Origin of the sequence: Pedobacter sp. UC225_61 (assembly GCF_044452285.1) — a bacterium.
GTDB lineage: Bacteria > Bacteroidota > Bacteroidia > Sphingobacteriales > Sphingobacteriaceae > Pedobacter.
Genome location: NZ_JBIOAL010000001.1, coordinates 2,267,770 through 2,293,382 on the forward strand (window position 1 = coordinate 2,267,770; position 25,613 = coordinate 2,293,382).

Consider the following 25,613-nt stretch of genomic DNA (forward strand, 5'->3'; position numbering starts at 1 on the left):
TAATGAATTTAGAAGCACTAGTAAACAAATGGTCAGCTTTTGAGCTTTCTTCATCAACCACATATAAATCTTTACGGATTGATTCTGTTTGTATGCCTGATCTATTTATTGGATTTGACAAAGATGAGAATAGGTGTTTAATACTTAAACTACCAACAAATTATCTTCCTGATTTTCAGTCCTCAATTAGGCAAAATCTGTCGCTCTATTTGTATAATGAAACGAAATGGATAGTTCTCTCCCTACTAGATGATAGTTTTAAAGACCTATTTAATGATCTGATTCTGTCAATATACAATAAGATATTTGAGCTTTCCGAACCCGACAGGTATGTATCAGAATTACTAAAGACTTATTACAAATGGAGTGAGTTTTTCCAAGAAAACTCAGGTAATTTATTATCCGATCAGCAAGTAAAAGGGGTTTTTGGAGAGCTGATAGTTTTAAAAAACTTATTAGAGTCTTCATTATCAAATGATATAAATGATATTTTAAACTCATGGAAAGGATTATATGATACTGGTCATGACTTTATTAATGAAAATCAAACCCTAGAGGTGAAAACAAAAGATTTGAATGCATCAACGATTAAGATATCCAGTGAGTATCAATTAGAACCAGAAATTGGAAAAGAGTTAGAACTATTGGTAGTTAATGTTTTAATGGAACCATTGATTGGAATTTCTTTGAAAGATCTTTTCATATCAATAAGAGAATACGTGATTGTGCACTTAGCAGATTATACACTTTTACTAAAAGCAATTTCTCAAAAGGGGCTAACTATAAAAAAAATGGAGGATTTTGATCATTTAAAATTCAAACCTGTTAATATTATTTCTTACAACTGTATGGCTGAAGATTTCCCCAAAATAATAAGATCATTTATACCAACATCCATAAATTCAGTTTCATATAAAGTGAATTTGAACGATCTACAATCATTTATTAAAACTGAAATAACACTTTAAATGGAAATTCAAGAGTATTTAAAATATCGTGCTGACTTATTAAATGAGGCAAAAGATGAGGATGGTTTTGTTACAGAATCCAATATTCTAGAACTTATATTACCTTCTTTGACTGATGCAAAGTTGATCGATTCAGATGACTATAATGAATGTTATTTTAATCACAAAAGCGATAATATAAAAATTAATGGCTTTAAGACGAATGAATCTCAAGAAAGATTGCAGTTATTTATTGTAAATGAAGACTCAATTAGTCTCAGTAATACGGAAAGTGATTTGTTCATATCCGTAAAATCATATTATGACAATATCTTTTTCAAAGCTACTAAGTTCATAAATAAATCAATTAAAAAGAATTTAGATGATGAGGTGCAAGATGCGAGTCCGGTCAAAGGCTTAATCAATTTTATATCTTCATCTCATCTTGGCCTATCTCAGATTGATGTCATTGAAATTTTTCAAATATCGTTAACTGCAACAGTAGAAAAGAGAGGAAATGAACCTCAGCCTAAAATGATTGAGTTTGAAGATGAAAATATCTCAGTTACAATCAACAATTTAGACCAGGGCCTTGTTAAGAAAAATATTGTTGTCTATAAAAGGTTAATTGATTTAAATTTTCTCTTTAATGTTCTGATATCACAAGGCAATCGAGAGTTGCTTGAGGTAGATTTCATGAAATTGTTTGATACTGGTATCGAGGCAATTCAGGCTGCTAATGAAGAACATTTCGAATCTTACCTATGCGTATTACCAGCTACAATATTAGAAGATTTATATAAGCGGTACAGCACTAGGATGCTTGAGAAAAATGTCAGGTCATTCCTTCAATTTAAGGGTGTTAACCAAGGAATTAAGGATACCATTAAAAAAACACCAGAATATTTTATTGCGTACAATAACGGCATTACCATCACTGCTGTGGGCGGTGATATACTCAAACATGAGAAAGGCTCAACTATTTTATCTCTAAAAGACTTTCAGATTGTTAATGGAGGACAAACAACAGCAACAATTTATTTCTCAAAAAAGGAAGGACTCGATATAAGTAAAATTAAGGTAATGGCTAAAATTAATATAGCCAAATATGATGATGAAGATAAATTAGATGACTTAATTTCAAACATTAGCAAGTTTTCAAATGCTCAATCGAAAGTAAGTAGTGCAGATTTGAGATCTAGAAATAGTCAGTTGATTAAACTAAAATCTGTTTCAGAAAGCACAATGACACCATCAGGCAGAAAGTGGTTTTTTGAAAGATTTAAAGGGGAATTCAATACTTTACTACGTAAAAATCCGAGAGCGAAAACAAAAATTGATAACGAATATCCAAAAAGACGCCGGTTTACTAAAGAAGAACTGGCTAAATATTACATGTCTTGGGGCTTACTGCCATATTTAGTTAAAAAAGGAGGTGATAAAATCTTCAAAGATTTTATTGATGCAATTTCAGATACAGAAAAAGGAATTAACGCTCCCGTTATAAATCGTGATTTCTATGAAGAAGTTGTAGCCAAAATAATCATTTTTAAAGAGTTAGAAGCAATTTATGGTGCAGGTAAAAATTCCATGGGGCAATTAAGATCAGCTGTAGTTCCATATTCAATAGCTGTATTATTTGCTAGCACAACAGGTTCCAAATCAAAAGATTCATTTGATCTAAGAAAAATTTGGCAAGATGAGCGTATTGACGACAACCTTATACAAATGTTAACAGAGCTAATGTCTTTAATGAATATCCTTATTAAACAATATTCTGAAAGTGAAGATTATGGAGAATATTCAAAAAGAAAGGAACTATGGGAAAGGATATTATCATCCAAAGAAATAGATAATTTCACAAACACAGCTAATTATTTAAAGGCCATTTCGAAGTATACTATATCTAAAGATGAACTTAAAAAGAGAGCATTAAAAAATTCTAAAGTAAAAGAAATTGATTTTAGTAATGTTTATGATAATGCAATGATATTTACTAGAACTGCAGGTTATTATAAAAAATTAGGGTTATTGCTTTCAGATGAATTGACTCAATCGCAAAGAAACAAACTCGATCATATAATCTATTCTATCAACAACAAACAAGATTTAGATTTTTCTTATTGTGAATTTGAAAAAGTGCTAACACAAAAGATAAGGGCCGAGAAACCAGAATTATTTGATTCTATTAATGTAGAAACTGATGAAACTTGGATAGATTCTTTAGACCATATAGTAAGTATTTACAACAAATGCATTGATGGCTCATTAGATATTGCATCGGAATTCCAAAAACATCGTGAAATCGCCAAAATTAAGGGAGCCAAATTTTACGCAGTATTTGATGAAATAAGTAAAGGGTTTATTAAAGGTGTATGTCCAACCATGAAACAAATTCAAAGTGTCGGAAACATCCAATTCATTAAATGAGTTAGTTATGATGAACCAAGTTTTGACAGCCATTAGATCTGTCGAAGAATATCAATACAGTGTCTGTAAATTCATTACAAAAAATGAGTCCACTCATACGCAATCTCATCAAGGTGGTCTTTGCATTAGTAAGAATTCGTATAAACTTTTATTTGATGAAAAGGGCAGTAAAGATGATAAGAAAACAAGAGATGCTTCGATTCTCTGGTATGACGGTATTAGGAGTATATGTAAGTTTTATTATTATGGTTCAAAGAATGAATATCGAATAACTAGATTGGATAGAAGATTTGAGATTGAAACTTTTATTATAATTGTCAAAATATCTGATGATGAATATTTGGGTTTTATTCTAACAAAAGAAATAGATGTGAAAAAATTCCTAGAGCATTTTAAATTGTTCAAGAATAATTTAAATAAATTAATTATCTAAACCTCAATAGCCATCTTTCCTAAAAACACTTTTCTCTTCATTTAAAAAATGGACTTCAATTACCAAATATGCGCAGGATGCCCATCAAAAAAAAAGACCGAATAACTCGGTCTTTGAATAGATATGTTTGTGATTCTAACTAGAATCAAGCAAATAATTAAACTTTCGCTTGCAATTTACTGATTACAGTAGTTAGCGCATGTTTTAATTTTTCAGTTGCACCTTTTAAAGCAAGGTCATACGTATCACCTAAATCGCTAGCTACAATAGGTGGTTTGCCATCAAATCTCGCTTCTAGCAAGCATTTTTTATCATTAATGCCACCCTTACTTCCATTTTCGTCGCTTAAGTGGACCTCTACACGACTGATGTGTTCGCTATATCTTTCTAAGTCTTTGGTTAGTTTCTCCGTAATTTGAGATTCGTATTCGTTGTGGATCGTTAAGTTTTTGTCGGCGTTGAGTTGAATAATCATAATGGTTCTATTTTATATTTCTAATAGAACGTTTAAAGCTTAGGGATGTTTGGCGTTTGAGCGCAGAAATTTGAAAGCCTAAAGCTAAAGGTTTCATTTCTAGGATATAAAATATCTTAGTGAAAATAAATTTACACTGAAACTATAAAATACTAATGGCTAATGAACTGATGATCTAAATCTCACTCGTCATCTTTCCTAAAAACACTTTTTCTTCCTCATTTAAAAATGGACTTAATTTCGCATAGACATTGGCATGGTAGGTATTTAGCCAATCGATGTGCGCTTTTTCTAAGAGTTCTTTTTTAACTAAGGTCGTATCAATTGGGGCTAGCGTTAAGGTTTCGAAAGCATAAAACTCATTAAATTCATTGGTTTGGTCGGCAATGGTTAACACCAGATTTTCAATACGGATCCCATATTTGCCAGAACGGTAAATGCCAGGTTCTATAGAAGTAATCATACCTAACTCTACAGGGATAGGAGTTGCCGTCGCATTAAACACTTGCGGTCCTTCGTGTACGTTTAAGAAATAGCCCACACCATGACCAGTTCCATGCCCGTAGTTCAAGGCATAGTCCCACATTGGTCTACGTGTAATGGCATCAATTTGATACCCACACGTTCCTTTTGGAAAACGAGTTTTACACCCTTCAATCATCGCTTTTAGCACTAGGGTATAATCAATTTTCTCTTCTTCGGTATTGTTTCCCATTGGGATCACACGTGTAATATCGGTAGTGCCATACCTATACTGACCACCAGAATCCACTAAAAATAAACCATCGGCTTGAATGGCTACATCACTTTCTGTTGAAGCGGCGTAGTGAGGTAAAGCGCCATGTGCTTTGTAACCTGCAATAGTATTGAAGCTCTCGCCGATAAAACCATCTTGATTGGCTCTAAATGCTTTCAATTCAGCAGCTGATGATAGTTCTGTTATTTCTATTTTACCAATATTATCCTGTATCCATTTTAAAAATTGGGTAATCGCAACACCGTCTTTAATCATTGCTTGACGGGTATTGGCAACTTCTATGTTGTTTTTTACTGCTTTTAACAGCGTAGAAGGATTGGTATCTAGAATACGTTGAACAGAAGCAGGGATCAGTTTATATAAGCCAAAACAATTACGCTTTGGGTCGACTAATATGGAGCTTTCGGCGGGTAAAAAGCGTAAGTCGTTTGCAATGTTATCGTAAGCTAAAATCTCTACACCACTTTGAGCTAAACTTGCTGTATCAGCGGCGCTTAGTTTATCGTGTTGAATGTATAAGGTAGCTTGATTTTCAGCAATCAATGCAAAACTTAACACCACTGGATTGTAACTTACATCTGCTCCGCGAATATTAAATAACCAAGCTAAGTCATCTAATGAGGAGATTAAATGGTAAGTCGCATTGTGCTGTTTTAAGGCTTGTCTAACTGCTGTAAGTTTAGCGCTAACCGACTGACCAATAAATTCATCTGCTACTAAAAATGCAGGGTTAGTAGGGAGTGCTGGTCTGTTTTCCCAAATTGGACTGAGGTAATCTTTATGTTGAAAATTGATGTGTTTGTAGGCTAATTCTTTGTGTAAAAGTTCTCCTAATAGGATAGACACTAATTTTTCATCGAAACCAACGGTGGCTCCTTTAGGTAAGGTTTGCCCAAGCCACTGGATATATTCTGGATTGCCCTGAATTTTAAGTTTGACTAACTCGAAACCACTATCTTTTAATTGCTCTTCTGCTTGTTCGAAATACCTGAAATCTGCCCATAAACCTGCAAAATCTTGTGTAATCACCACTGTACTTACCGAGCCTTTAAAGCCTGTTGTAAAGGCAATGCACTTGTAATGATCAGGTAAATATTCACTAATGTGAGGGTCTGCAGAAGGAATGATGTAAGCAGCTACGCCATCAGTTTTCATTTGTTGGCGAATGGCATTCAGTTTTTCAGGATAAGTCATGTGCAAATGTGAGAAAGAAATTAAGAAATGAAAAATTGTTTGAACATTTATTCGTCAAACCTTTAAGTTTTTAAAATATTGGTTGAGGTATGTTTTAGGCGCTTCGCCTTTTACCGATTTAAATACTCTGTTAAAATTGGTTACACTATTAAAACCACAGGTATAAACTACAGTTGCAATGTTTTCAAACTTACCACTGGTTAATTTCTTGCAGGCTTCGTTAATGCGTAATTCATTTAAGAAAGAGACGAACGTTTGTCGGGTATGTTTTTTAAAATACCTGCAAAATGCTTGCGGCGTCATGTGTGCTTCTGCAGCTACTTCATCTAAACTAATTTGTCGCTCGTAATGTTGCATCAAATAGTTAAATATGTTTCCAATACGAATACCCTCGCTTTCAGAAAAGCTAGCCATTTTTGCAGTAGATAAGGTTTCGCCTTGATTTCCAATTTGATACAAGGTTTGAAGTAGATCTAAAAACTTAATAATCACCTCTTGGTTTTTAGCGTACTGCACACTCAACATGCGTTGAATAATACTTTCTGTATGTGCTGTTGGGATTTTATAACCGTTTTGCTTTTGCTGTAAAAAGGAATGGAGCAATTGCATTTCGGGTAATGCCAAAATAGGCGCTAGTTTCCCATTGGGATCAAAGAATATCATTAAGGCTTGGATTTTTAAGTCGCTTCCTTCTTCAAAATATTCAGGATTACTTTTAAATAAATGAGGTTGATTGGCACCTAACAAATAAATATCATTCTTTCTAAACGCATGCATGTTATTGTCTACCACTAGGGTGCCTTCGCCCTCTTTTATCCAAATTAATTGCGCCTCTTTATGTCGGTGTAAGTAAGGGTAAAAGTGCTCCATATGATCTTCCTGCACAATAATTGTACGGTCTGGCGCAACAGGAATGGTAAACTGTAAAACTTTCATTTTATGAATTTAAGCTAATATTACCTTATTTAATCAATTAGAATAAATTTTTAGGTTAAAATAGGATAAATTAAGCAAATTATTTGCCTTGTTTAGCAATGGCTTGTTAATATTAGTGCATTAAAATGAAAAAAAGCAGTTAAAGTTAATATCCGTCTATTATTCATTAAATCTGGTTAAATACGGTATATCTTCTCACATTACATTTGATTAAAATTAATTGACTATGAAACATGTTGCTTGGCAAGGCGTTTATCCAGCGCTTTTAACACCTTTTACAGAAAACGATACCATTGATTATCCCTTATTCCAAAAAAACTTAGATGCTCAATTAGCAGCCGGTGTTGATGGAGTGATTATTTGTGGCTCTTTAGGAGAGGCTAGTACCTTAACAAAAGAAGAGAAAGCTGAATTTTTAACGTATACAGTTAAAGCCGTAAATGGTAAAGTACCTGTAATTATTAATGTAGCTGAACAAATCACAAGCGTAGCTGTTGCGATGGCGCAAGAAGCACAAGATTTGGGTGCAGATGGAATTATGTTATTGCCACCATTAAAGTATAAAGCAGACGATAACGAGGTGGTAACGTATTTTAAAGCAATTGCTTCCGCTATTCAAATTCCTATTTTGATTTATAATAATCCGGTAGATTATGGCATTAAAGTGTCTTTAGCAATGTTTGAAGAGTTGATGCCGTATGAAAACATTCAAGCCGTAAAAGAAAGCACGCGAGATTTGGCAAACGTAACCAATATGATCAATAAATTTGGCAACAGATTTAAGATTTTAGGTGGTGTTGATACCATTTCATTAGAGTGTTTGGTGTTAGGAGCGGATGGGTTAGTGGCTGGTTTAGTGGATGCTTTTCCAGCTGAAACAGTAGCTATTTATAGATTGGTAAAAGCGAAGCGATACGATGAAGCAGTAGCAATTTATAGATGGTTTATGCCGTTGTTAGAATTAGATATTCATCCTAAATTAGTACAGTATATAAAACTCGCTGCAACGGCTGTAGGTATTGGTTCTGAATATGTAAGAGCACCGAGACTTATGGTAAAAGGAGCAGAGCGAGAACGCGTAATGAAAATTATAAACGATGCTTTAGCAAATCGTCCGCAATTACCTGATTACTTAAATTTATAATACCATGTATAAAGACACCACACAGGCAGAGTTAGATAACGTGTTGGCAGGAGCTGTAAGTGCTTTCCATCAGTATAAAACCTATTCGTTGGCGCAACGTGCAAATTTTATGCGCACCATAGCTCAAGAGATCGAAGCCTTAGGTGATGAATTGATTCAAACTGCTATGTCGGAAACCAATTTGCCTGAAGCAAGATTGTTAGGCGAAAGAGCAAGAACACTATTTCAATTGACAAGTTATGCCGCTGCGGCAGAACAAGGTAATTGGTTAGAGGCAAGTATTGATACAGCTGTACCAGAAAAAACTCCACCTAAACCAGACTTGCGTAAAATGTTGGTTCCATTAGGTCCTGTGGTTGTATTTGGTGCTAGTAATTTTCCTTTTGCGTATTCAACTGCTGGCGGAGATACAGCTTGTGCATTTGCTGCGGGTTGCCCAGTTATTGTTAAAGCTCATCCAGCGCATGCTAAAACATCTACATTAATGGCAAATGCTATTTCAACTGCAGCTAAAAAGTGCAATATGCCTGATGGCATTTTTAGTCATGTATATGGTGCAGGATTTGAAGTTGGAGAATATTTAGCTAAACACGATGCGGTAAAAGCCATCGGTTTTACAGGTTCTTTTGGTGGTGGAAAAGCATTATTTGATTGGGCAAATCAACGTAAAAACCCTATTCCTGTTTTTGCAGAAATGGGGAGTGTTAATCCAATATTTATTTTACCTGAAAAAATAGAGGCAGAATCTGAAAGTTTGGCTAAGCAGATAGCAGGCTCTATTACCTTAGGAATGGGACAATTTTGTACCAATCCTGGCTTACTCATTACAATCAACAGCGAAAGTTTAGAGCGATTCATTCAACACCTAAAGAGAGAGTTAAAAAGTGTAAGTCCTGCAAAAATGTTGCATCAAGGCATTGCTGCAAATTATGCGGAGAAATTAACAAAGGCATTGGCGCAAAAAGGGGTGCAATTGATTTCTCAAACTGATGAGGAGATACACGATGGTAAAGGTTTAATTACGCTAGCAACGACAAATGGGAAGACCTTTTTAGAAAATCCAATTTTACACCAAGAGGTTTTTGGTCCATATTCTTTGATTATTCAATGTGCAGATGAGAAAGAATTACTGGCAGTTGCTAAAGCCTTAGAGGGGCAATTAACCGCGACCTTAATGGCTACATCAAACGACATTAGAGCGCATCAAGAATTGTTAAATTACATACAAGATATTTGCGGCCGTTTTATTTTGAACAATGTGCCAACTGGCGTGGATGTAAGTTTACCAATGCATCATGGTGGACCTTTTCCTGCAAGTACGGATAGTCGTTTTACGTCTGTAGGTGCTGATGGAATTAAACGTTTTGCTCGTCCATTGGCGTATCAAAACTGGGATGATGAGTTTTTGCCTGATGAATTGAAAAACGCAAATCCATTGCATATTTGGAGAACTGTAAATAACGAATTAACAAAGAATCAAATTAACTAATAATTAAAGCTCCTTTAGGAGTTTGGGGTATGAAGAAAACATTTAGTTGTATAGATGCTCACACTTGTGGAAATCCGGTAAGAGTAGTAGCAGGTGGCGGTCCGTTATTGGTAGGCAATAGCATGATGGAGCGTCGCTTACATTTCCTTAAGGAATACGATTGGATTCGAAAAGGCTTAATGTTTGAACCTCGTGGCCATGATATGATGAGTGGCAGTATCTTATATCCACCCATAGATTTGGCTAATGATATTGGCGTATTGTACATCGAAACCAGTGGTTGTTTGCCGATGTGTGGTCATGGTACAATTGGCACCGTAACGATTGCAATTGAGGAAGGATTAGTTATTCCTAAAGTACCTGGAAAGTTGCGTTTAGAAACTCCAGCAGGATTAGTTTTAGTAGAATACGTACAAGTTGATGGAAAAGTTAAGTCGGTAAAACTGATCAATATAAAGTCTTTTTTAGCTGCTGAGGGATTAACTGTAAACTGCCCTGATTTAGGCGAGTTAATAGTTGATGTGGCCTATGGTGGGAATTTTTATGCCATCGTTGATCCACAAAAAAACTTTAAAGGATTAGAAAATTATACGGCAGATCAATTGATTAGCTGGAGTAGAACATGTCGTAAGTTGATGAACGAGCAGTACACTTTTGTACATCCAGAAGATCCAAATATTAATGGGTTAAGTCACTTTTTGTGGGCTGGCGCTACAATCTCACCTGAGGCAACAGCAAGAAATGCTGTTTTTTATGGTGATAAAGCAATTGATCGTTCGCCTTGTGGTACAGGAACATCAGCCCGTATGGCACAATGGTTTGCCAAAGGGAAATTAAAAAAAGGTGATCGCTTTGTGCATGAAAGCATTATTGGTTCTCAATTTATCGGTACAATTGAAGAAGAAACGACGATTAATGGTCAACCAGCAATTGTGCCTGGTATAGAAGGCTGGGCGAAAGTGACGGGGTATAACACCATATTTATAGACGATGATGATCCGTATGCACATGGTTTTCAAGTAATTTAAGCCTCACCCCAACCCTCCACAAAGGGGGGAGTAGCAAATTCTCTTAATAACACCATTGTAAACTTGAGACATAGTTTAATGAACAATTGAACCAATGAACAAATGAACGAATTATCACCAACAAATAAAGGCAATATTACCATCATCGGCGCAGGAATTATAGGCTTGTGTGCTGCGTATTATCTTACGAAGCAAGGATTTAAAGTGACGCTCTTAGAACAAGGTGATTTACTCAATAACTGCTCTTCTGGCAATGCTGGTATGATTGTACCAAGTCACTTTGTACCCTTAGCTGCGCCTGGGATGATTAGTAAAGGCATAAAATGGATGTTTGATAGTAAAAGTCCTTTTTATGTGAAACCATCTTTAAATCCGAAACTGATTTCTTGGGGGTTAAAATTCTGGAAATACTCGAATCAACAACACGTAGATCGCGTTGCAGAACCGTTAAGAGATTTACATCTATTGAGTAAAGAATTGTACGATGAATTAGCTAAAGAACCTGAACTGAATTTCGGTTTAGAGAAAAAAGGCATTTTAATGCTATATAAAAACCAAGCTACAGGTGATGAAGAAATACATTTGGCTAAAAAAGCTCAGCAGTTAGGATTAGATGTTGCCATATTGAATGCCAAAGAAACACAAGCATTAGAACCTGATACTCAATTGGACATATTAGGATCAATACATTATCGTTGTGATGCACATTTATATCCCAACAATTTGGTAAAACAATTGATAGCCTATGTAAAAGCTAACGGCGCTGAAATCATTACTGATTGTAAGGTGAATGGCTTAGAAACAGTGAACGGAGAAATCAAAACTATTCATACCACAACAGGTGATTTTACTGCAGATACAGTCGTTATGACAGGCGGTTCGTGGTTGCCAGAGTTAGCGCAACAAGCGCATATGAATATTCCAATTATGCCGGGTAAAGGATATTCTTTTATGGTAAATCCGACTAACCCAATTCATCATCCAGCCTTATTGTTAGAAGCGAGAGTAGCAGTTACCCCAATGAATGGTCAGGTACGTTTTGGTGGAACGATGGAAATTGCGCCAATTAATTACAAAGTGAATATGAATAGGGTACAAGGCATTGTCAATTCTATACCTCAATATTATCCAGATTATCAGGTTCCTGTTCCTCAAATCGATAAAATATGGTATGGATTTAGACCTTGTTCGCCAGATGGTTTACCGTATATAGGTTATAGCAAAAAGTTAAAAAATCTAATTGTAGCTGGTGGGCATGGTATGATGGGGGTAAGTTTAGCACCTATTACTGGTAAATTGGTTTCAGAATTAGTAACGGATGCTAAGTTATCAACGGACATAAGTATTTATTCGCCAAACCGTTTTAATTAAGTTATATTTCTTTTCAAGAGTAGGCATCCCATCCTAGAGGTTGGTGTCTCGCCGATTTACTTAAGTTAGCGTTTAGGTTGATGAGAAAAGAATCGATAGAGAAGGCATTTTCAAAGATCTCTCCGCTACGGTCGAGATGACGTATTGTTTTTATATATCACAGTCAATTACTTCTTTAGGGTGGCGTGGAGGCTAGCTAAAATAAAGTCTATAATTTTAGTAGTCTTTATTAAAATATTGCTATGTTTGGAAAGTGTTGTAATTAAGCCCGTCAAATTTTCAGCTAATGCGAGTACAAAAAGATCAGATTCAAAAAAGTTTAGTTCACGTTAATCAATTATAAGATGGAACATATTAACTACTTAGCATTTGCCATTCCTGCCTTTTTTATCTTCTTGTATTTAGAATATGCTTTAGCGGTTCATTTAAAAAAAGAGCATTTATTTAAGTATGAAAGTTCGGTTTCTAATGTGAGTATTGGTATTGCAGAGCGATTATTAAATCTGTTTATCGCCGCTAGTTTCTATGATTTATTTAATTACATCTATAAAAATTATGCGGTGTTTAACATTCCGAATACATGGTGGGTTTGGGTGTTACTAATTTTAGCTACAGATTTAGTTTGGTATTGGTATCACCGATTAGGTCATCAAATTAATTTTTTATGGGCAGCGCATATTGTGCACCATCAAAGTGAAGAATTCAATGTAAGTGTCTCTGCAAGAATTACCACTTTTCAGGCGTTAATACGAAGTGTTTTTTGGTGTGCATTGCCCTTTGTTGGCTTTCACCCTGTGATGGTAATTACTATTTTAACTGTACACGGTGCATATTCTTTTTTTACCCACACGCAATTAATTGGTAAAATGGGTTGGCTAGAACATATTTTAATCACACCTTCTTTACACGGTATTCATCACGCTAGCGATGAAAAATATTTAGACAAGAATTATGGTGATGTTTTTGTTTTTTGGGATAAACTATTCGGAACTTTTCAAAAGGAAGAAGAGGCTCCAAAATATGGTTTAACACATCCTATTAAAAGCTATAATTTTTTATGGCAGCATTTCCATTATTATTTCGAAATAATAGAAGCTGCTAAAAGAGAAAATAGCTGGAGAAATAAATGGAAAGTAGTGTTTGGCCATCCATCTATGCTTAACCAAGATATTAGACCTCTTTTAGAAAAGCGATTTTTACAACATAAATCCAAGGATCAGTATCGATTTAAATTTAAAAAGTACCTTAATGGTCAACTTATAGTTTGTGTAGCATTTTTAACGTTTACAACTGCTTTTTTTACTTATTTAGGTTTGTCTGATAAGCTTTTTATCTTATTGTTTGTTTTGCTAACCTTAATTAATTGTGGCGCATTATTAGAACAGCGCAAGTGGATTTATTATTTGGAGTGCTTCCGATTAATACTTGCATTTGGTTATGTGTTTTTAAAGTTCGATTTATTAGGGCTAATCTTTATTCCAACATTGATTTTAATCCTTTTAGAAAGAGCATTTTTATTAAGTAATGTGTATCGAAATTGTGTACTTAAGTACGAAAAGGTAACTAATTGACTTAGGTTGAAATGCTCCAAGAAACATGTTGACGCCACTTCCGACGAATTTTTTTCAAAACTCACATTTAAATATTAGCTTTGTTTTTATATGCTATCCAAGAAAACAAAGTACGCTATAAAAGCGCTGGTAGTTTTAGGAAAAAACCTATCACAACCACCAATGCAAATCGCTCGTATCGCAGAGGAAGAGCATATTCCCAAAAAGTTTTTAGAGCAAATATTGCTAGATCTTCGCAATGCAGGATATTTATACAGTAAAAAAGGAGCTGGGGGCGGGTATAGTCTAAATAAAAACCCAGAGGACATTTACTTAGTAGATATTTTGCGTATTACAGATGGTCCAATTGCAATGGTCCCATGTGCCAGCTTGAAATTTTACCACAAATGTGAAGAATGCCACGATGAATTAACTTGCGGAATTCGTAAAGCATTTATTGATGTTAGGGATGCGAGCTTAAAGGTTTTAAGTGAAACCAGCATTGCTGATATTATCGAAAGAGAAAAACTCCCAGCCTAAATTAAATACTATTTATTCTTTTTAAAAATATTTAGAAATAAAGTCTACTATTTCTATGTACTTTATATATATTTGCCAAATCATTGTTTTGTTTTGCTCATGAATTGACGAAATAAAACAAATGATATTTGGTAAAACAATAATTTTATGCAGAGCTTTAGAACAGAATTAGAAAATCCTATTGTAGAAAAAGATATTATCGATCTTGAAAAGAAGATCAATGATTTTCGTTCTGGTAAAATTCATGACGAACGTTTTAGGAGTTTGCGCTTGGCTCGTGGTATTTACGGACAAAGACAGCCAGGTGTACAAATGGTTCGCATTAAATTGCCTTTTGGTAAAGTAACTTTTAAACAATTTCTTCGCATTGCGGATATTGCTGATGAGTATGGAAGTGGAAATTTGCACTTAACAACTCGTCAGGATATACAAATTCACTATGTGAGTTTAGATAGAACGCCAGAACTTTGGGCTAAATTAGAGCAAGACGATGTGACCATTAGAGAAGCCTGTGGGAATACCGTCCGAAATGTAACTTCATCGCCAACTTCGGGCATTGATCCAGAGGAGCCTTTTGATGTTTCACCTTACGCACATGCCGTATTTGCTTATTTCTTGCGTAATCCAATATGCCAAGAGATGGGAAGAAAAATTAAAATCTCATTTTCTTCTAGTGATAAAGATACCGCATTTAGCTATATCCACGATTTAGGTTTTATTCCTAAACTAAATGAAAAGGGCGAACGAGGTTTTAAAGTTTTATTTGCAGGTGGATTAGGTGCACAACCTTTTTTAGCAGCTGCAATAAACGAGTTTTTGCCAGAAGATCAGTTAATTCCATTTTCTGAATCGGTATTACGTGTTTTTGACCGTTATGGCGAACGTACCAATAGAAATAAAGCTCGCTTAAAATATTTAGTTCAAAAATTAGGACTTGAAGAGGTTTTACGTTTGGTTGAAGAAGAACAATTAGCCAATAAAGTAAAAACCTATAAAATAGATTTAACCACAGTTCCTCAACCTGTTTTACCAGTAAATCAAGATTATCCACCAGTAGAAATAGTAAACGAAAAGCATTACCAACATTGGTTGGCTACAAATGTATTCGAACAAAAACAGCGTGGATATTTCGGCGTATATGTAAAAGTGAAAGTGGGCGATATTAAAACTGATAAAGCTAGAATTTTTATAGATGCGATTAAACCGTACGTAGCAGATGAAATAAGAGTTACTCAAAATCAGGGTTTATTGTTAAAATTTGTGAATGAAAAGGCGTTGCCATCGTTATACAATGCATTATTCAACATCGGTTTTGCAAATGCAGGTTTTGATAGTTTAGCAGATATTACGACTTGTCCAGGTACCGATACCTGTAATTTAGGTATATCAAACAGCATGACTTTAGCGGAAGTTTTAGAGGAAGTGATTTATGAAGATTTCCCCGAGTTTATTTACGAGAAAAACATCAAAATAAAAATTAGTGGCTGTATGAATTCTTGTGGTCAGCATGGTTTGGCTGAAATTGGTTTTCACGGCAGCTCGGTAAAAGCAGAAGGCAAAGTAGTGCCGGCAGTACAAGTAATGTTGGGCGGTGGTACAGTTGGCGATGGAGTAGGTAGAGTAGCCGAACGTGTAATTAAGGTTCCATCAAAAAGAGCAACCCAAGTTTTACATTTTATTCTGAACGATTTTAAGGCTAATAATTTAGCGGATGAAAACTTTCATCAGTATTATGATAGAAAAGGAAAAGATCATTTTTACCAATTATTGAAGCCTTTGGCAGATTTAACGGCATTAAAAAATGAAGAGTTTGTGGATTGGGGACATGAAGAAGTTTTTCAAACTGCAATTGGTGTGGGAGAATGTGCGGGTGTGGTAATTGATTTGGTAGCGACCTTATTATTAGAAGCAGAAGAGAAATTTAGTTGGGCAAAACAGGCTTTAAATGAACAGGCATTTGCTGATGCAATTTACCATGCCTATAGTGTATTTGTGAGTGGAGCTAAAGCTTTATTACTCGATAAAGGCATTAATAGTAGCACACAAATTGGTGTAATTCGTGAATTTGAAAATCACTATGTAGCCACTGGAGAATTTAGTTTTGAGACCAGTTTTTCTGATTTGGTTTTACAGATTAACAAGAACGAACCATCCGCTGCATTTGCACAAGAATATCTTGCAGCTGCAAATCAATTTTTAGAACAAGTTAAAGCCGTTAGGGCAGGAGCATTATTATCATGATAGAGCGAAAAATTAATAAAGAACCAAAAATAACACTTTTAGGAGCCGGTCCTGGAGATCCAGAATTGTTAACCTTAAAGGGAGTAAAAGCCTTGCAAACTGCCGATGTGGTATTGTATGATGCCTTAACAAACGAAGCTTTACTAACTTATGCACCTAAAAATGCGATTAAAGTATACGTTGGTAAACGTTCTGGAGAGCATTCGTATTCGCAAAATTCGATTAATAAATTAATGATAGATTATGCTTTAAACTATGGCCATGTAGTAAGATTAAAAGGTGGTGATCCATTTGTTTTTGGTAGAGGTTACGAAGAACTAGATTATGCTGCTTCTTATAGCATTCCAGTAAGCGTTATTCCTGGTATTTCAAGCTCTATTGGAGTTCCTGGGTTGCAACAAATTCCAGTTACTCATCGTGGATTAAGCGAAAGTTTTTGGGTTATTACAGGCATGACGTCATCGGGTGAAATTTCAGAAGACATTTATCAAGCAGCTAACTCAAAAGCAACTGTACTTATATTGATGGGGTTAAAGAAACTACCTCAAATTGTAGAGATTTTTAAAGCTTCAGGTAAACATAATTTACCAGCTGCGGTAGTTCAAAATGGCTCATCTGAAGATGAAAAGCTGGTAGTTGGTACAGTTGATTCCATTTACGACATCGTTAAGAGAGAAAGAATTGAAGCGCCAGCCTTGTTAATTTTTGGAAAAGTAGTGTCACTTCATCCATCGTTTAAATCGCTAATTAAAAAGTATGCTGCCATTGCCTAATATACAAACTGATGGTGTAGCTTTTTCTCGAAAGGAAGAAGGAAATCAGCTGTTTCCAGTTTTTATAAAACTGAATCAGTTACGTACATTATTAATTGGTGCAGGTACTATTGGTTTAGAAAAGTTAAATGCGATCTTAAACAACAGTCAATATGCTAGAGTTACAGTGGTTGCCGCCGCAGTTTCTCCAGAGTTTCGCTTGTTTTTAGCAGATCATCCAAACATCAAATTAAAAGAAAAAAGCTTTGACGCAGATGATTTGAATAACATAGATATCGTATTTGCTGCAACTAATGATAATGACTTAAATGAAGAAATAAGATTTGCTGCACAAAATAGAGGTTTGCTAATTAATGTTGCTGACAAACCAGAATTATGTGATTTTTATCTAGGTTCTATTGTACAAAAAGGAGATTTGAAAATTGCAATTTCTACCAATGGGAAATCGCCAACCATAGCTAAACGTTTAAAACAGATTTTAAATGAGAGTTTGCCAGCAGAGTTAGATACAACCTTGCAAAACATGAGTGCTTTACGTCAAACCTTAAATGGAGATTTTGCTGTAAAAGTAAAAAAGCTGAATAAGGTTACGGAAAGCTTAATTAATCCGAAGAAAAGCTTTTTAGCTACCAACATTAATTGGTTAATATGGCTGTCCCTTGTGTTTTTATTAACTACCGTTGGTTTCACCTTGTGGAATACAGAACCTGAATTTCAATCGTTCTTGATTCACATTGATCCATTATTCTACTGGTTTTTAGGCGCCGGCTTTGTTTTTGCAATGATAGATGGCGCCATCGGAATGTCGTATGGTGTAACCTCTGCATCTTTCTCATTAGCAATGGGTTTGCCGCCAGCATCGGCAAGCATGGCTATTCATATTTCTGAGGTTTTAAGTAATGGTATAGCTGGCTGGATGCACTTTAGAATGGGAAATGTAAACTGGAAATTATTCAAATTATTAATTATTCCAGCGATAGTTGGTGCAGTTCTTGGCGCTTACTTATTATCGTCCTTAGAGCATTATAGTCAGTACACCAAACCTATTGTGGCTATTTATACGCTTGTTTTAGGTGGAATTATTTTAATGAAAGCCTTCAATATCAGAAGGAAAAGAGCAGAAAATAAAATAAAAAAGATTGGTGTTTTAGGTTTTTTCGGAGGATTTATTGATGCAGCATTTGGTGGTGGTTGGGGTTCAATTGTACTTTCATCATTAATTGCGGGTGGTCGACACCCTTTGTTTTCATTAGGAACCGTAAAAATTAGTCGTTTTTTTATTGCCACACTAAGTTCATTAACTTTTTTCACCATGTTAGGTGGTAGGTATTGGGAAGCAGTTCTAGGTTTAATTATAGGAAGTGCTTTAGCATCGCCAATTGCGGCAAAAGTATCTAATAAAATTTCTGCAAAAACCATTATGGTAGCCGTAGGTATTATTGTAATGTTGGTAAGTGCAAGAAGTGTAATTCTTTTCATTTTAAAATTGATTTAAGATGGAGCATTTAGAGAAAAATATAAAAGAAGAGTTAGCAGGTTTAACTACTATAGATAAGTTGTGGTATTTGGCTCGCAAATTTGAAGGAAAAATAGTGTTTAGTACTAGTTTTGGATGGGAAGATCAAGTGATAACGCATCTTATTTTTGCGAATAACATTCCGATTAAAGTATTTACGTTAGAAACAGGGCGTTTATTTCCAGAAACTTATTACGTGTGGAATAGAACGTTAGAAGTTTATCAGCAACCTATTCACGCTTATTATCCGCAAACAGATGTAGTGCAAAATATGGTCAACGCAAAAGGACCAAATAGTTTTTACGAATCGGTTGAAAACAGAAAAGAATGTTGCTATATCCGTAAAATAGAGCCCTTAAAGCGAGCACTTCGTGGTAATGAAATTTGGATTACAGGAATTAGAGCGGAACAAAGCCCAAATAGAGAAGACATGAAAGATGTGGAGTGGGATGAGGGTAATCAGCTCTTAAAATTTCATCCAATTTTTGAGTGGACTTTAGAAGAAGTAAAACAATACATTAAAGAAAACAACATTGTTTACAATACGCTTCATGATAAAGGTTTTCCGAGTATTGGTTGCGCACCATGTACACGAGCTGTACAACCAGGAGAAGATTTTAGAGCAGGCAGATGGTGGTGGGAAGATCAATCAAAAAAAGAGTGTGGGTTGCATCAAGCATCTTAAACCCGAAGTGAATTTTAGAACAAAGAGAAATGAGTAAATATAATTTGGATTATTTGGATGAATTGGAGGCCGAGGCTATACACATTTTACGTGAAGTAGCGGGGCAATTTGAGAAACCTGCATTGCTTTTTTCAGGCGGCAAGGATTCTATTACACTTGTACGTTTAGCTGAAAAAGCATTTAGACCTGGTAAATTTCCTTTTCCATTGGTACATATTGATACTGGACATAATTTCGAAGAAACAATTGAGTATCGTGATAAAATGATTGCTAGAATTGGCGAAAAATTAATTGTTGGTTCAGTACAAAAATCAATAGATGAAGGAAAAGTAATAGAACAAACTGGTAAAAATGCTAGCCGTAATGCACTACAAACCGTTACACTTTTAGATACGATTTTAGAAAACAAGTTTGATGCTTGTATAGGTGGCGCTCGGAGAGACGAAGAAAAAGCCAGAGCAAAAGAGCGTATTTTTTCAGTGAGAGATGAGTTTGGTCAATGGGATCCAAAACGTCAACGTCCAGAATTGTGGAACATTTACAACGGTAAAATTCATAAAGGTGAAAATGTCCGTGTTTTCCCGATAAGTAACTGGACAGAACTAGATGTTTGGAATTATATCCGCAGAGAAAACATTGAATTGCCAAGCATTTATTTTGCGCACCAACGCGATTGTATTACCAGAAACGGTCAGTTAATGGCAGCTTCTCCATTTTTAAATATGGATGAAGAAGATATTGTAGTGAATAAAAAAGTGCGTTTCCGTACAGTTGGAGACATGTCTTGTACGGCTGCAGTAGAATCGGATGCAGATTTAATCGACGATATTATTCAAGAGATCAGTGATTCTAAAATATCAGAACGCGGTGCTCGTATGGATGATAAAGTTTCTGAAGCCGCAATGGAAGACAGAAAAAAGGGAGGATATTTTTAATCTAGTTGGTTAGCTGTTTTGTTTGTTAATTGGTTAGAATCCATTTCCTTCCAAACAACCAAACAACTAATTATCTAAACAACCAACAATCATGAATATATTAAAATTTTTTACAGCAGGCAGTGTAGATGATGGTAAAAGTACCCTTATCGGACGCTTGTTATACGATACAGATTCCATCTTAGCAGATCAATTAGAAGCGTTACAAAACTCTAATCGAAAAAACGATGATGGAACAATAGATTTAGCCATTTTAACCGATGGACTAAGAGCGGAACGCGAACAAGGAATTACTATTGATGTGGCCTATAAGTACTTTCAGACCGAGAAGAGAAAATTTATTATAGCCGATACTCCGGGCCACATTCAATATACTAGAAACATGGTTACGGGTGCTTCTACAGCAAATTTAGCTATCATTTTAATTGATGCTAGAAACGGAGTTGTAGAGCAAACTATTCGTCATTCTTATTTGGTTTCCCTACTGGGAATTAAACACATTGTAGTGTGTATTAATAAAATGGATATGGTTGATTATAGTGAAACCATTTTTAATGCGATTATCAATAAATATAAAATACTAGCACAACAACTAAATTTAGAGAATGTAACTTATATTCCTGTAAGTGCATTAAAAGGTGATAATATTGTGCAACCTTCAGCTAATATGCATTGGTATGAAGGCGAAAGTTTGTTACATTTTTTAGAAGAAGTAGATACCGATCATCAAGAAGCTTTAACCCAAGCTCGTTTTCCAGTTCAATGGGTAATTAGACCTCAAACAGACGAATTACACGATTATAGAGGTTATGCTGGTCGTGTGTTAAGTGGTACGTTTAAAGTGAACGATAAAATAACAGTGCTGCCATCTGGAGCCAGCTCATCCATTAGTAAAATTGAATTTTTTGACAATGAATTAAAGGAGGCTATTGCTGGTCAATCGATTACTATTCATTTAAAAGATAATGTTGACATTAGTAGGGGAGACAGTATCGTAAATTCATCTGCTTTGCCACACGATACTAAGCTTATTGAGGCAGATTTATGTTGGATGGATAGCCGAGCATTAGATACTTCCTTAGTGTATTTAATTCAGCATAATAGCAAAACTACTAAATGTAAAATCAGTGAAATTTTGCACAAAGTGGATATCAACACACTAGAAAAACATAGTGCAGAAGAGTTTAAATTAAATGATATTGGCCGTGTAATTCTTAAAACTGCTGAAGCTTTATCTTTTGATCTTTACAATGAAAATCGCACAAATGGTTCAGCAATTTTGGTGGATAGCCGCACAAATTTAACAGTTGGTGCTTTAATGTTTAGGGCTGCTGTTGAGTAATCATTTAAGTAACTACTAATTTTAAAAATGTAAATACTTCATTTATAATGAATTGAAGTTATTTTAAAATAAATACTACTAGTTCTATAGATTTTATATAAATTTGTATTATTGATGTATTAATTTGTTGAGCAATGATAGTAAAAGAGATTCAAAAAACCACAGTTGAGCCAAAAATAACGTTGGTTGGCGCTGGTCCTGGAGATCCAGATTTGTTAACCTTGAAAGGCGTAAAAGCTTTAAAAACTGCAAATGTCGTTTTGTACGATGCTTTAGTAAATGAAGCTCTGTTAAATTATGCCCCAGAAAATGCCATTAAAGTTTATGTAGGTAAACGATCTGGTGATGAATCATTCTCACAAGAATTAGTGAACAAATTAATGATAGATTATGCTTTAAACTACGGACATGTGGTTCGACTTAAAAGCGGTGACCCATTTGTTTTTGCTCGTGGTTATGAAGAAATTGATGTTGCAGAATCATATAGCATACCAACCGAAATTGTTCCTGGCGTTTCAAGCGCATTGGGTGTGCCGGGTTTGCAAAAAATCCCAATGGTATATGGTACGCTTAGCGAAAGTTTTTGGGTAGTTACAGGTACAAATTCTGCTGGAGAAATATCACCAGATTTGTATGTTGCTGCAAAATCGAACGCGACTATTGTTGTATTAATGGGTATTGAAAAAATAAAAGAAATTACTTCAATATTTAAAACTGAAGGAAAAGATAATTTGCCAGTTGCTGTAATAGAAAACGGTTCTTCTGTTAAGGAGAATGTTGTGATTGGTGTGGTAGAAACGATAGAAGAACTTATTGCCGAAAAAAATATTAGTTCCCCTGCACTATTGGTATTTGGTAATGTAGTATCTCTGCATCCTCAATTTAATGCAATAAAAGAATTTTACGCTATTCTTGCACAAGAAGAATAGTAGGTTATTATGATTTAATACTTATTTTTTTGTTTTGTTGTGAAGGCTCTGGTAATTTATCGGGGCTTTTCCTTTTTGTATATTTTTGAGAAATTTCCTTTTTTCATATTAAATTTTCGAAAATTATTTTTTAGAAATGTTTGCAATACTCAATCTATTGCCTATTTTGACTAAGTTTTCTCAAAACTCTACTTATGGAAATTATACACTTCAGTGCAGAATGTTATCCGGTTGCTAAAGTCGGCGGATTAGGTGATGTTGTTGGAGCGCTACCTAAATATCAAAATAAGTTAAATCATGTTGCTAAGGTGGTGATGCCCGCCTATAATACTAAATTCTTGCATCAAAATGAATTTGAAGTGGTATATGATGGTTGGGTAAGATTGGGTTCTGCTAATTATCAAGCTAGAATATTTAGAGAGAAAACAAATAAACTTGGTTTCGATTTATTTTTAGTCCATATCGCCGATTTATTAGATCGAGATAAGGTGTATGGGTATGAAGATGATACAGAACGTTTCTTAGCTTTTCAAATTGCTGCATTAGATTGGATTGCACAATGGGAGCATAAACCAAACGTAATTCATTGTCATGATCATCATACAGGTTTAATTCCTTTTATGGTGGGGAATTGCCATAATTATCGCCATTTAAATCATATCCCTACTATTTTAACCATTCATAATGCTCAATACCAAGGTCAGTTTGGTTGGGATAAATTACACTATCTACCATCTTTTGATTTACGTAATGCCAATAAATTGGATTGGGATAATGCAATCAATCCATTAGCATCTGCCATAAAGTGTGCATGGAAAGTTACCACAGTTTCCCCAAGTTATTTAGAAGAAATTAGTCATAAAGCCAACGGATTGGAAAGTCTATTTGCGCAAGAACGCGGAAAATCGGTAGGAATTTTAAACGGCATCGATAATGAAGTTTGGAATCCTCAAAAAGATCCCATGCTAACTAAAGGATTTGCTGTTCGCACAGTAGATAATGGAAAAAAAGCAAACAAAGAGGCACTATGTAGTGTTTTTAATTTAGATCCAACAAAACCGCTTTATACATTTATTGGGCGATTAGTTGGTGAAAAAGGCGCAGATCTATTGCCAGAAATTTTTTATAATGCATTACAGCAAAGCGATGGTGAAATCAACATTTTGGTATTAGGTTCAGGAGAAACAGACGTGGAAGATAGATTGAATGCTTTAACCCATCAGTTCCCTGGAAAATATAACGCATATATAGGATACAATGAATCACTATCGCATCAAATTTATGCAGGAGCAGATTTCCTATTAATGCCATCGAGAGTAGAACCTTGTGGCTTAAACCAAATGTATGCACTGCGTTACGGCACAATTCCAATTGTAAGACGCATTGGCGGATTAAAAGATACGGTGATTGATATTGGTGATGGAGGATTTGGAATTTGCCATGATCAAACTAGTATTTGGGACGTAGGGCATGCCATTGGAAGGGCTTTTGATTTGTTTTTAGATCAGAAAAAAGTGAAAGAAATTCGTAAGTTTATCATGACTTTGGACCACTCTTGGGATAGAGCTGCTCAACAGTACATTGATGTATACCAAATGTAAAACTAATTAGATATGACCGACAAAGTATTGGGTGTAATTCTTGGTGGTGGCCAAGGATCAAGATTATCTCCACTAACACAAACCCGCTCAAAACCAGCTGTGCCAATAGGAGGTAAGTATCGTTTGGTGGATATTCCAATTTCAAATTGCATAAACTCTGGTATTCACCGTATGTTTGTGCTTACTCAATTTAACTCAGCTTCCCTAAATAAACACATTAAAAATACCTATCACTTTAGCCATTTTTCTAAGGCGTTTGTAGATATTTTAGCAGCAGAACAAACGCCAGAAAATCCAACTTGGTTTCAAGGTACAGCAGATGCAGTGAGACAATGTATGCATCACATTGTGAAATCATGAATTTGATTATATTCTGATATTATCTGGTGATCAATTGTATCAGATGGATTTTAGATCAATGTTGAAAGCACATATTGATAAAAAAGCAGAGATTTCCATCGCTACCATTCCTGTAAACGCTTCAGATGCTACTGAATTTGGGATTTTAAAAACAGATGAAGAAAGTTTTATCACTTCTTTTATCGAGAAGCCTAAAGCAGATTTACTACCAGATTGGACTTCTGAAACAAGTGATGAAATGAAAGGTGCAGGAAGAAATTACCTAGCCTCAATGGGTATTTACATTTTTAATCGTGATTTGCTGATTAAATTGTTGAATGAAAACCCCGAAGAGAAAGATTTTGGCAAAGAAATCATTCCGAGATCATTATTAAGTAATCATGTTTTAAGTTATCAATATGAAGGATATTGGACAGATATTGGTAATATTTCTTCGTTTTTTGAGGCTAACCTAGGCTTAACAGATGAGCTTCCTCAGTTTAATATGTTTGATAATGCACATACTATATTTACACGAGCAAGGATGTTACCACCATCAAAAGTATCAGGCACAACTTTAGAAAAAACGATTGTTTCTGAAGGGTGTATCATACAAGCTAGTAGAGTAGAAAGAGCAGTTTTGGGTATTCGGTCTAGAATTGGAAGGGGAACCACTATTGCAAATACTTACGTGATGGGCAGTGATCATTATCAAACGTTAGCAGAAATACAAGAAGCAACAGAGACTGGTCAACCATTATTAGGTATTGGTGACCGTTGTTATATTAATAATGCAATTGTAGATAAAAATTGTCGCATAGGAAATGATGTACGCATTAATGGAGGTACTCATTTAACTGAAGGCGATTATGGATTATACGTAGTGAAAGACGGTATTGTTGTGGTTAAAAAAGGTGCAACTATACCAAATGGAACTGTGATTTAATCATTCATTTAT

The 25,613-nt window shown here is 35.0% G+C and carries 20 protein-coding genes and 1 pseudogene; 18 read left to right on the forward strand and 3 right to left on the reverse strand.

Features of this window, described 5'->3' with window-relative positions; genetic code table 11:
- The first annotated feature begins 2 nt into the window (after positions 1 to 2).
- Genes ACHMWN_RS10565 through ACHMWN_RS10575 form a run of 3 tightly spaced genes read left to right on the forward strand, consistent with a single transcriptional unit; the run spans position 3 to position 3,810 of the window.
- Positions 3 to 968, forward strand: a complete 966-nt coding sequence (locus tag ACHMWN_RS10565) for a PD-(D/E)XK motif protein (protein ID WP_397300637.1) — start codon at positions 3 to 5, stop codon at positions 966 to 968.
- A complete protein-coding gene (locus tag ACHMWN_RS10570; protein ID WP_397300639.1) occupies positions 969 to 3,377 on the forward strand; it encodes an AIPR family protein in 2,409 nt (802 codons plus the stop codon).
- A 7-nt stretch (positions 3,378 to 3,384) separates the two neighbouring features.
- A complete protein-coding gene (locus ACHMWN_RS10575; RefSeq protein ID WP_397300642.1) occupies positions 3,385 to 3,810 on the forward strand; it encodes a hypothetical protein in 426 nt (141 codons plus the stop codon).
- 157 nt (positions 3,811 to 3,967) lie between these two features.
- Here ACHMWN_RS10575 and ACHMWN_RS10580 read toward each other — a convergent pair whose 3' ends face one another.
- The 3 genes from ACHMWN_RS10580 to ACHMWN_RS10590 form a co-directional block, all read right to left on the reverse strand.
- A complete protein-coding gene (locus tag ACHMWN_RS10580; RefSeq protein WP_397300645.1) occupies positions 3,968 to 4,285 on the reverse strand; it encodes an HPF/RaiA family ribosome-associated protein in 318 nt (105 codons plus the stop codon).
- 175 nt (positions 4,286 to 4,460) lie between these two features.
- On the reverse strand, positions 4,461 to 6,236 hold the full coding sequence (locus ACHMWN_RS10585) for an aminopeptidase P family protein (RefSeq protein WP_397300647.1): 1,776 nt from the start codon (positions 6,234 to 6,236) through the stop codon (positions 4,461 to 4,463).
- A gap of 54 nt (positions 6,237 to 6,290) precedes the next feature.
- The gene (locus ACHMWN_RS10590) at positions 6,291 to 7,172 is read right to left on the reverse strand and encodes an AraC family transcriptional regulator (RefSeq protein WP_397300649.1); all 882 of its coding nucleotides are present in this window, start codon (positions 7,170 to 7,172) and stop codon (positions 6,291 to 6,293) included.
- 226 nt (positions 7,173 to 7,398) lie between these two features.
- Between ACHMWN_RS10590 and ACHMWN_RS10595 the strand changes: the two genes are divergently transcribed.
- The 15 genes and pseudogenes from ACHMWN_RS10595 (at position 7,399) to ACHMWN_RS10665 (ending at position 25,601) form a co-directional block, all read left to right on the forward strand.
- Positions 7,399 to 8,316 (forward strand): dihydrodipicolinate synthase family protein, encoded by a 918-nt coding sequence (locus tag ACHMWN_RS10595; protein ID WP_397300652.1) that lies wholly within the window; start codon positions 7,399 to 7,401, stop codon positions 8,314 to 8,316.
- Positions 8,317 to 8,320: 4 nt separating this feature from the next.
- A complete protein-coding gene (locus tag ACHMWN_RS10600) occupies positions 8,321 to 9,805 on the forward strand; it encodes an aldehyde dehydrogenase (NADP(+)) (protein WP_397300654.1) in 1,485 nt (494 codons plus the stop codon).
- A 29-nt stretch (positions 9,806 to 9,834) separates the two neighbouring features.
- On the forward strand, positions 9,835 to 10,833 hold the full coding sequence (locus tag ACHMWN_RS10605) for a 4-hydroxyproline epimerase (protein WP_397300657.1): 999 nt from the start codon (positions 9,835 to 9,837) through the stop codon (positions 10,831 to 10,833).
- Between the two features lie 102 nt (positions 10,834 to 10,935).
- Complete coding sequence (locus ACHMWN_RS10610; RefSeq protein WP_397300659.1) at positions 10,936 to 12,204, forward strand: NAD(P)/FAD-dependent oxidoreductase; 1,269 nt, start codon at positions 10,936 to 10,938, stop codon at positions 12,202 to 12,204.
- A gap of 344 nt (positions 12,205 to 12,548) precedes the next feature.
- The gene (locus tag ACHMWN_RS10615; protein ID WP_397300661.1) at positions 12,549 to 13,775 is read left to right on the forward strand and encodes a sterol desaturase family protein; all 1,227 of its coding nucleotides are present in this window, start codon (positions 12,549 to 12,551) and stop codon (positions 13,773 to 13,775) included.
- 90 nt (positions 13,776 to 13,865) lie between these two features.
- Positions 13,866 to 14,294 carry an RrF2 family transcriptional regulator gene (locus tag ACHMWN_RS10620; RefSeq protein ID WP_397300664.1) on the forward strand — a complete coding sequence of 143 codons (429 nt, stop codon included), beginning with the start codon at positions 13,866 to 13,868 and terminating at the stop codon, positions 14,292 to 14,294.
- Positions 14,295 to 14,441: 147 nt separating this feature from the next.
- Positions 14,442 to 16,535, forward strand: coding sequence for a HEPN domain-containing protein (locus ACHMWN_RS10625; protein WP_397300667.1), 2,094 nt, complete (start codon positions 14,442 to 14,444; stop codon positions 16,533 to 16,535).
- Entirely contained in the window at positions 16,532 to 17,308 is a 777-nt protein-coding gene (gene cobA / locus ACHMWN_RS10630; protein WP_397300670.1) for a uroporphyrinogen-III C-methyltransferase, read from the forward strand. The genes ACHMWN_RS10625 and cobA (ACHMWN_RS10630) overlap by 4 nt, the downstream gene beginning before the upstream one ends.
- Entirely contained in the window at positions 17,292 to 18,803 is a 1,512-nt protein-coding gene (locus tag ACHMWN_RS10635; RefSeq protein ID WP_397300672.1) for a TSUP family transporter, read from the forward strand. The genes cobA (ACHMWN_RS10630) and ACHMWN_RS10635 overlap by 17 nt, the downstream gene beginning before the upstream one ends.
- 1 nt (position 18,804) lies before the next feature.
- The gene (locus ACHMWN_RS10640; RefSeq protein WP_397300674.1) at positions 18,805 to 19,509 is read left to right on the forward strand and encodes a phosphoadenylyl-sulfate reductase; all 705 of its coding nucleotides are present in this window, start codon (positions 18,805 to 18,807) and stop codon (positions 19,507 to 19,509) included.
- Between the two features lie 29 nt (positions 19,510 to 19,538).
- Positions 19,539 to 20,444 carry a sulfate adenylyltransferase subunit CysD gene (gene cysD, locus ACHMWN_RS10645; RefSeq protein ID WP_397300676.1) on the forward strand — a complete coding sequence of 302 codons (906 nt, stop codon included), beginning with the start codon at positions 19,539 to 19,541 and terminating at the stop codon, positions 20,442 to 20,444.
- A 91-nt stretch (positions 20,445 to 20,535) separates the two neighbouring features.
- A complete protein-coding gene (locus tag ACHMWN_RS10650) occupies positions 20,536 to 21,786 on the forward strand; it encodes a sulfate adenylyltransferase subunit 1 (RefSeq protein ID WP_397300679.1) in 1,251 nt (416 codons plus the stop codon).
- 134 nt (positions 21,787 to 21,920) lie between these two features.
- Positions 21,921 to 22,715: a uroporphyrinogen-III C-methyltransferase gene (gene cobA, locus ACHMWN_RS10655; protein WP_397300681.1), complete on the forward strand. Its 795-nt coding sequence runs from the start codon at positions 21,921 to 21,923 to the stop codon at positions 22,713 to 22,715.
- Positions 22,716 to 22,909: 194 nt separating this feature from the next.
- Positions 22,910 to 24,316 (forward strand): glycogen synthase, encoded by a 1,407-nt coding sequence (locus ACHMWN_RS10660; RefSeq protein ID WP_397300684.1) that lies wholly within the window; start codon positions 22,910 to 22,912, stop codon positions 24,314 to 24,316.
- 12 nt (positions 24,317 to 24,328) lie between these two features.
- A pseudogene (locus ACHMWN_RS10665) lies at positions 24,329 to 25,601 on the forward strand (glucose-1-phosphate adenylyltransferase).
- Positions 25,602 to 25,613: the final 12 nt, after the last annotated feature.

What these genes read in the sequence shown, in the direction of transcription:
- ACHMWN_RS10615 (WP_397300661.1), top strand. Translation starts at nt 12,549, where the DNA reads ATGGAACATATTAACTACTTAGCATTTGCCATTCCTGCCTTTTTTATC.
- ACHMWN_RS10575 (WP_397300642.1), top strand. Translation starts at nt 3,385, where the DNA reads ATGATGAACCAAGTTTTGACAGCCATTAGATCTGTCGAAGAATATCAA.
- ACHMWN_RS10610 (WP_397300659.1), top strand. Translation starts at nt 10,936, where the DNA reads ATGAACGAATTATCACCAACAAATAAAGGCAATATTACCATCATCGGC.
- ACHMWN_RS10600 (WP_397300654.1), top strand. Translation starts at nt 8,321, where the DNA reads ATGTATAAAGACACCACACAGGCAGAGTTAGATAACGTGTTGGCAGGA.
- ACHMWN_RS10595 (WP_397300652.1), top strand. Translation starts at nt 7,399, where the DNA reads ATGAAACATGTTGCTTGGCAAGGCGTTTATCCAGCGCTTTTAACACCT.
- ACHMWN_RS10565 (WP_397300637.1), top strand. Translation starts at nt 3, where the DNA reads ATGAATTTAGAAGCACTAGTAAACAAATGGTCAGCTTTTGAGCTTTCT.
- ACHMWN_RS10580 (WP_397300645.1), bottom strand. Translation starts at nt 4,285, where the DNA reads ATGATTATTCAACTCAACGCCGACAAAAACTTAACGATCCACAACGAA.
- ACHMWN_RS10585 (WP_397300647.1), bottom strand. Translation starts at nt 6,236, where the DNA reads ATGACTTATCCTGAAAAACTGAATGCCATTCGCCAACAAATGAAAACT.
- ACHMWN_RS10605 (WP_397300657.1), top strand. Translation starts at nt 9,835, where the DNA reads ATGAAGAAAACATTTAGTTGTATAGATGCTCACACTTGTGGAAATCCG.
- ACHMWN_RS10620 (WP_397300664.1), top strand. Translation starts at nt 13,866, where the DNA reads ATGCTATCCAAGAAAACAAAGTACGCTATAAAAGCGCTGGTAGTTTTA.
- ACHMWN_RS10635 (WP_397300672.1), top strand. Translation starts at nt 17,292, where the DNA reads ATGCTGCCATTGCCTAATATACAAACTGATGGTGTAGCTTTTTCTCGA.
- ACHMWN_RS10650 (WP_397300679.1), top strand. Translation starts at nt 20,536, where the DNA reads ATGAATATATTAAAATTTTTTACAGCAGGCAGTGTAGATGATGGTAAA.
- ACHMWN_RS10640 (WP_397300674.1), top strand. Translation starts at nt 18,805, where the DNA reads ATGGAGCATTTAGAGAAAAATATAAAAGAAGAGTTAGCAGGTTTAACT.
- cysD (WP_397300676.1), top strand. Translation starts at nt 19,539, where the DNA reads ATGAGTAAATATAATTTGGATTATTTGGATGAATTGGAGGCCGAGGCT.
- cobA (WP_397300681.1), top strand. Translation starts at nt 21,921, where the DNA reads ATGATAGTAAAAGAGATTCAAAAAACCACAGTTGAGCCAAAAATAACG.
- ACHMWN_RS10570 (WP_397300639.1), top strand. Translation starts at nt 969, where the DNA reads ATGGAAATTCAAGAGTATTTAAAATATCGTGCTGACTTATTAAATGAG.
- cobA (WP_397300670.1), top strand. Translation starts at nt 16,532, where the DNA reads ATGATAGAGCGAAAAATTAATAAAGAACCAAAAATAACACTTTTAGGA.
- ACHMWN_RS10590 (WP_397300649.1), bottom strand. Translation starts at nt 7,172, where the DNA reads ATGAAAGTTTTACAGTTTACCATTCCTGTTGCGCCAGACCGTACAATT.
- ACHMWN_RS10625 (WP_397300667.1), top strand. Translation starts at nt 14,442, where the DNA reads ATGCAGAGCTTTAGAACAGAATTAGAAAATCCTATTGTAGAAAAAGAT.
- ACHMWN_RS10660 (WP_397300684.1), top strand. Translation starts at nt 22,910, where the DNA reads ATGGAAATTATACACTTCAGTGCAGAATGTTATCCGGTTGCTAAAGTC.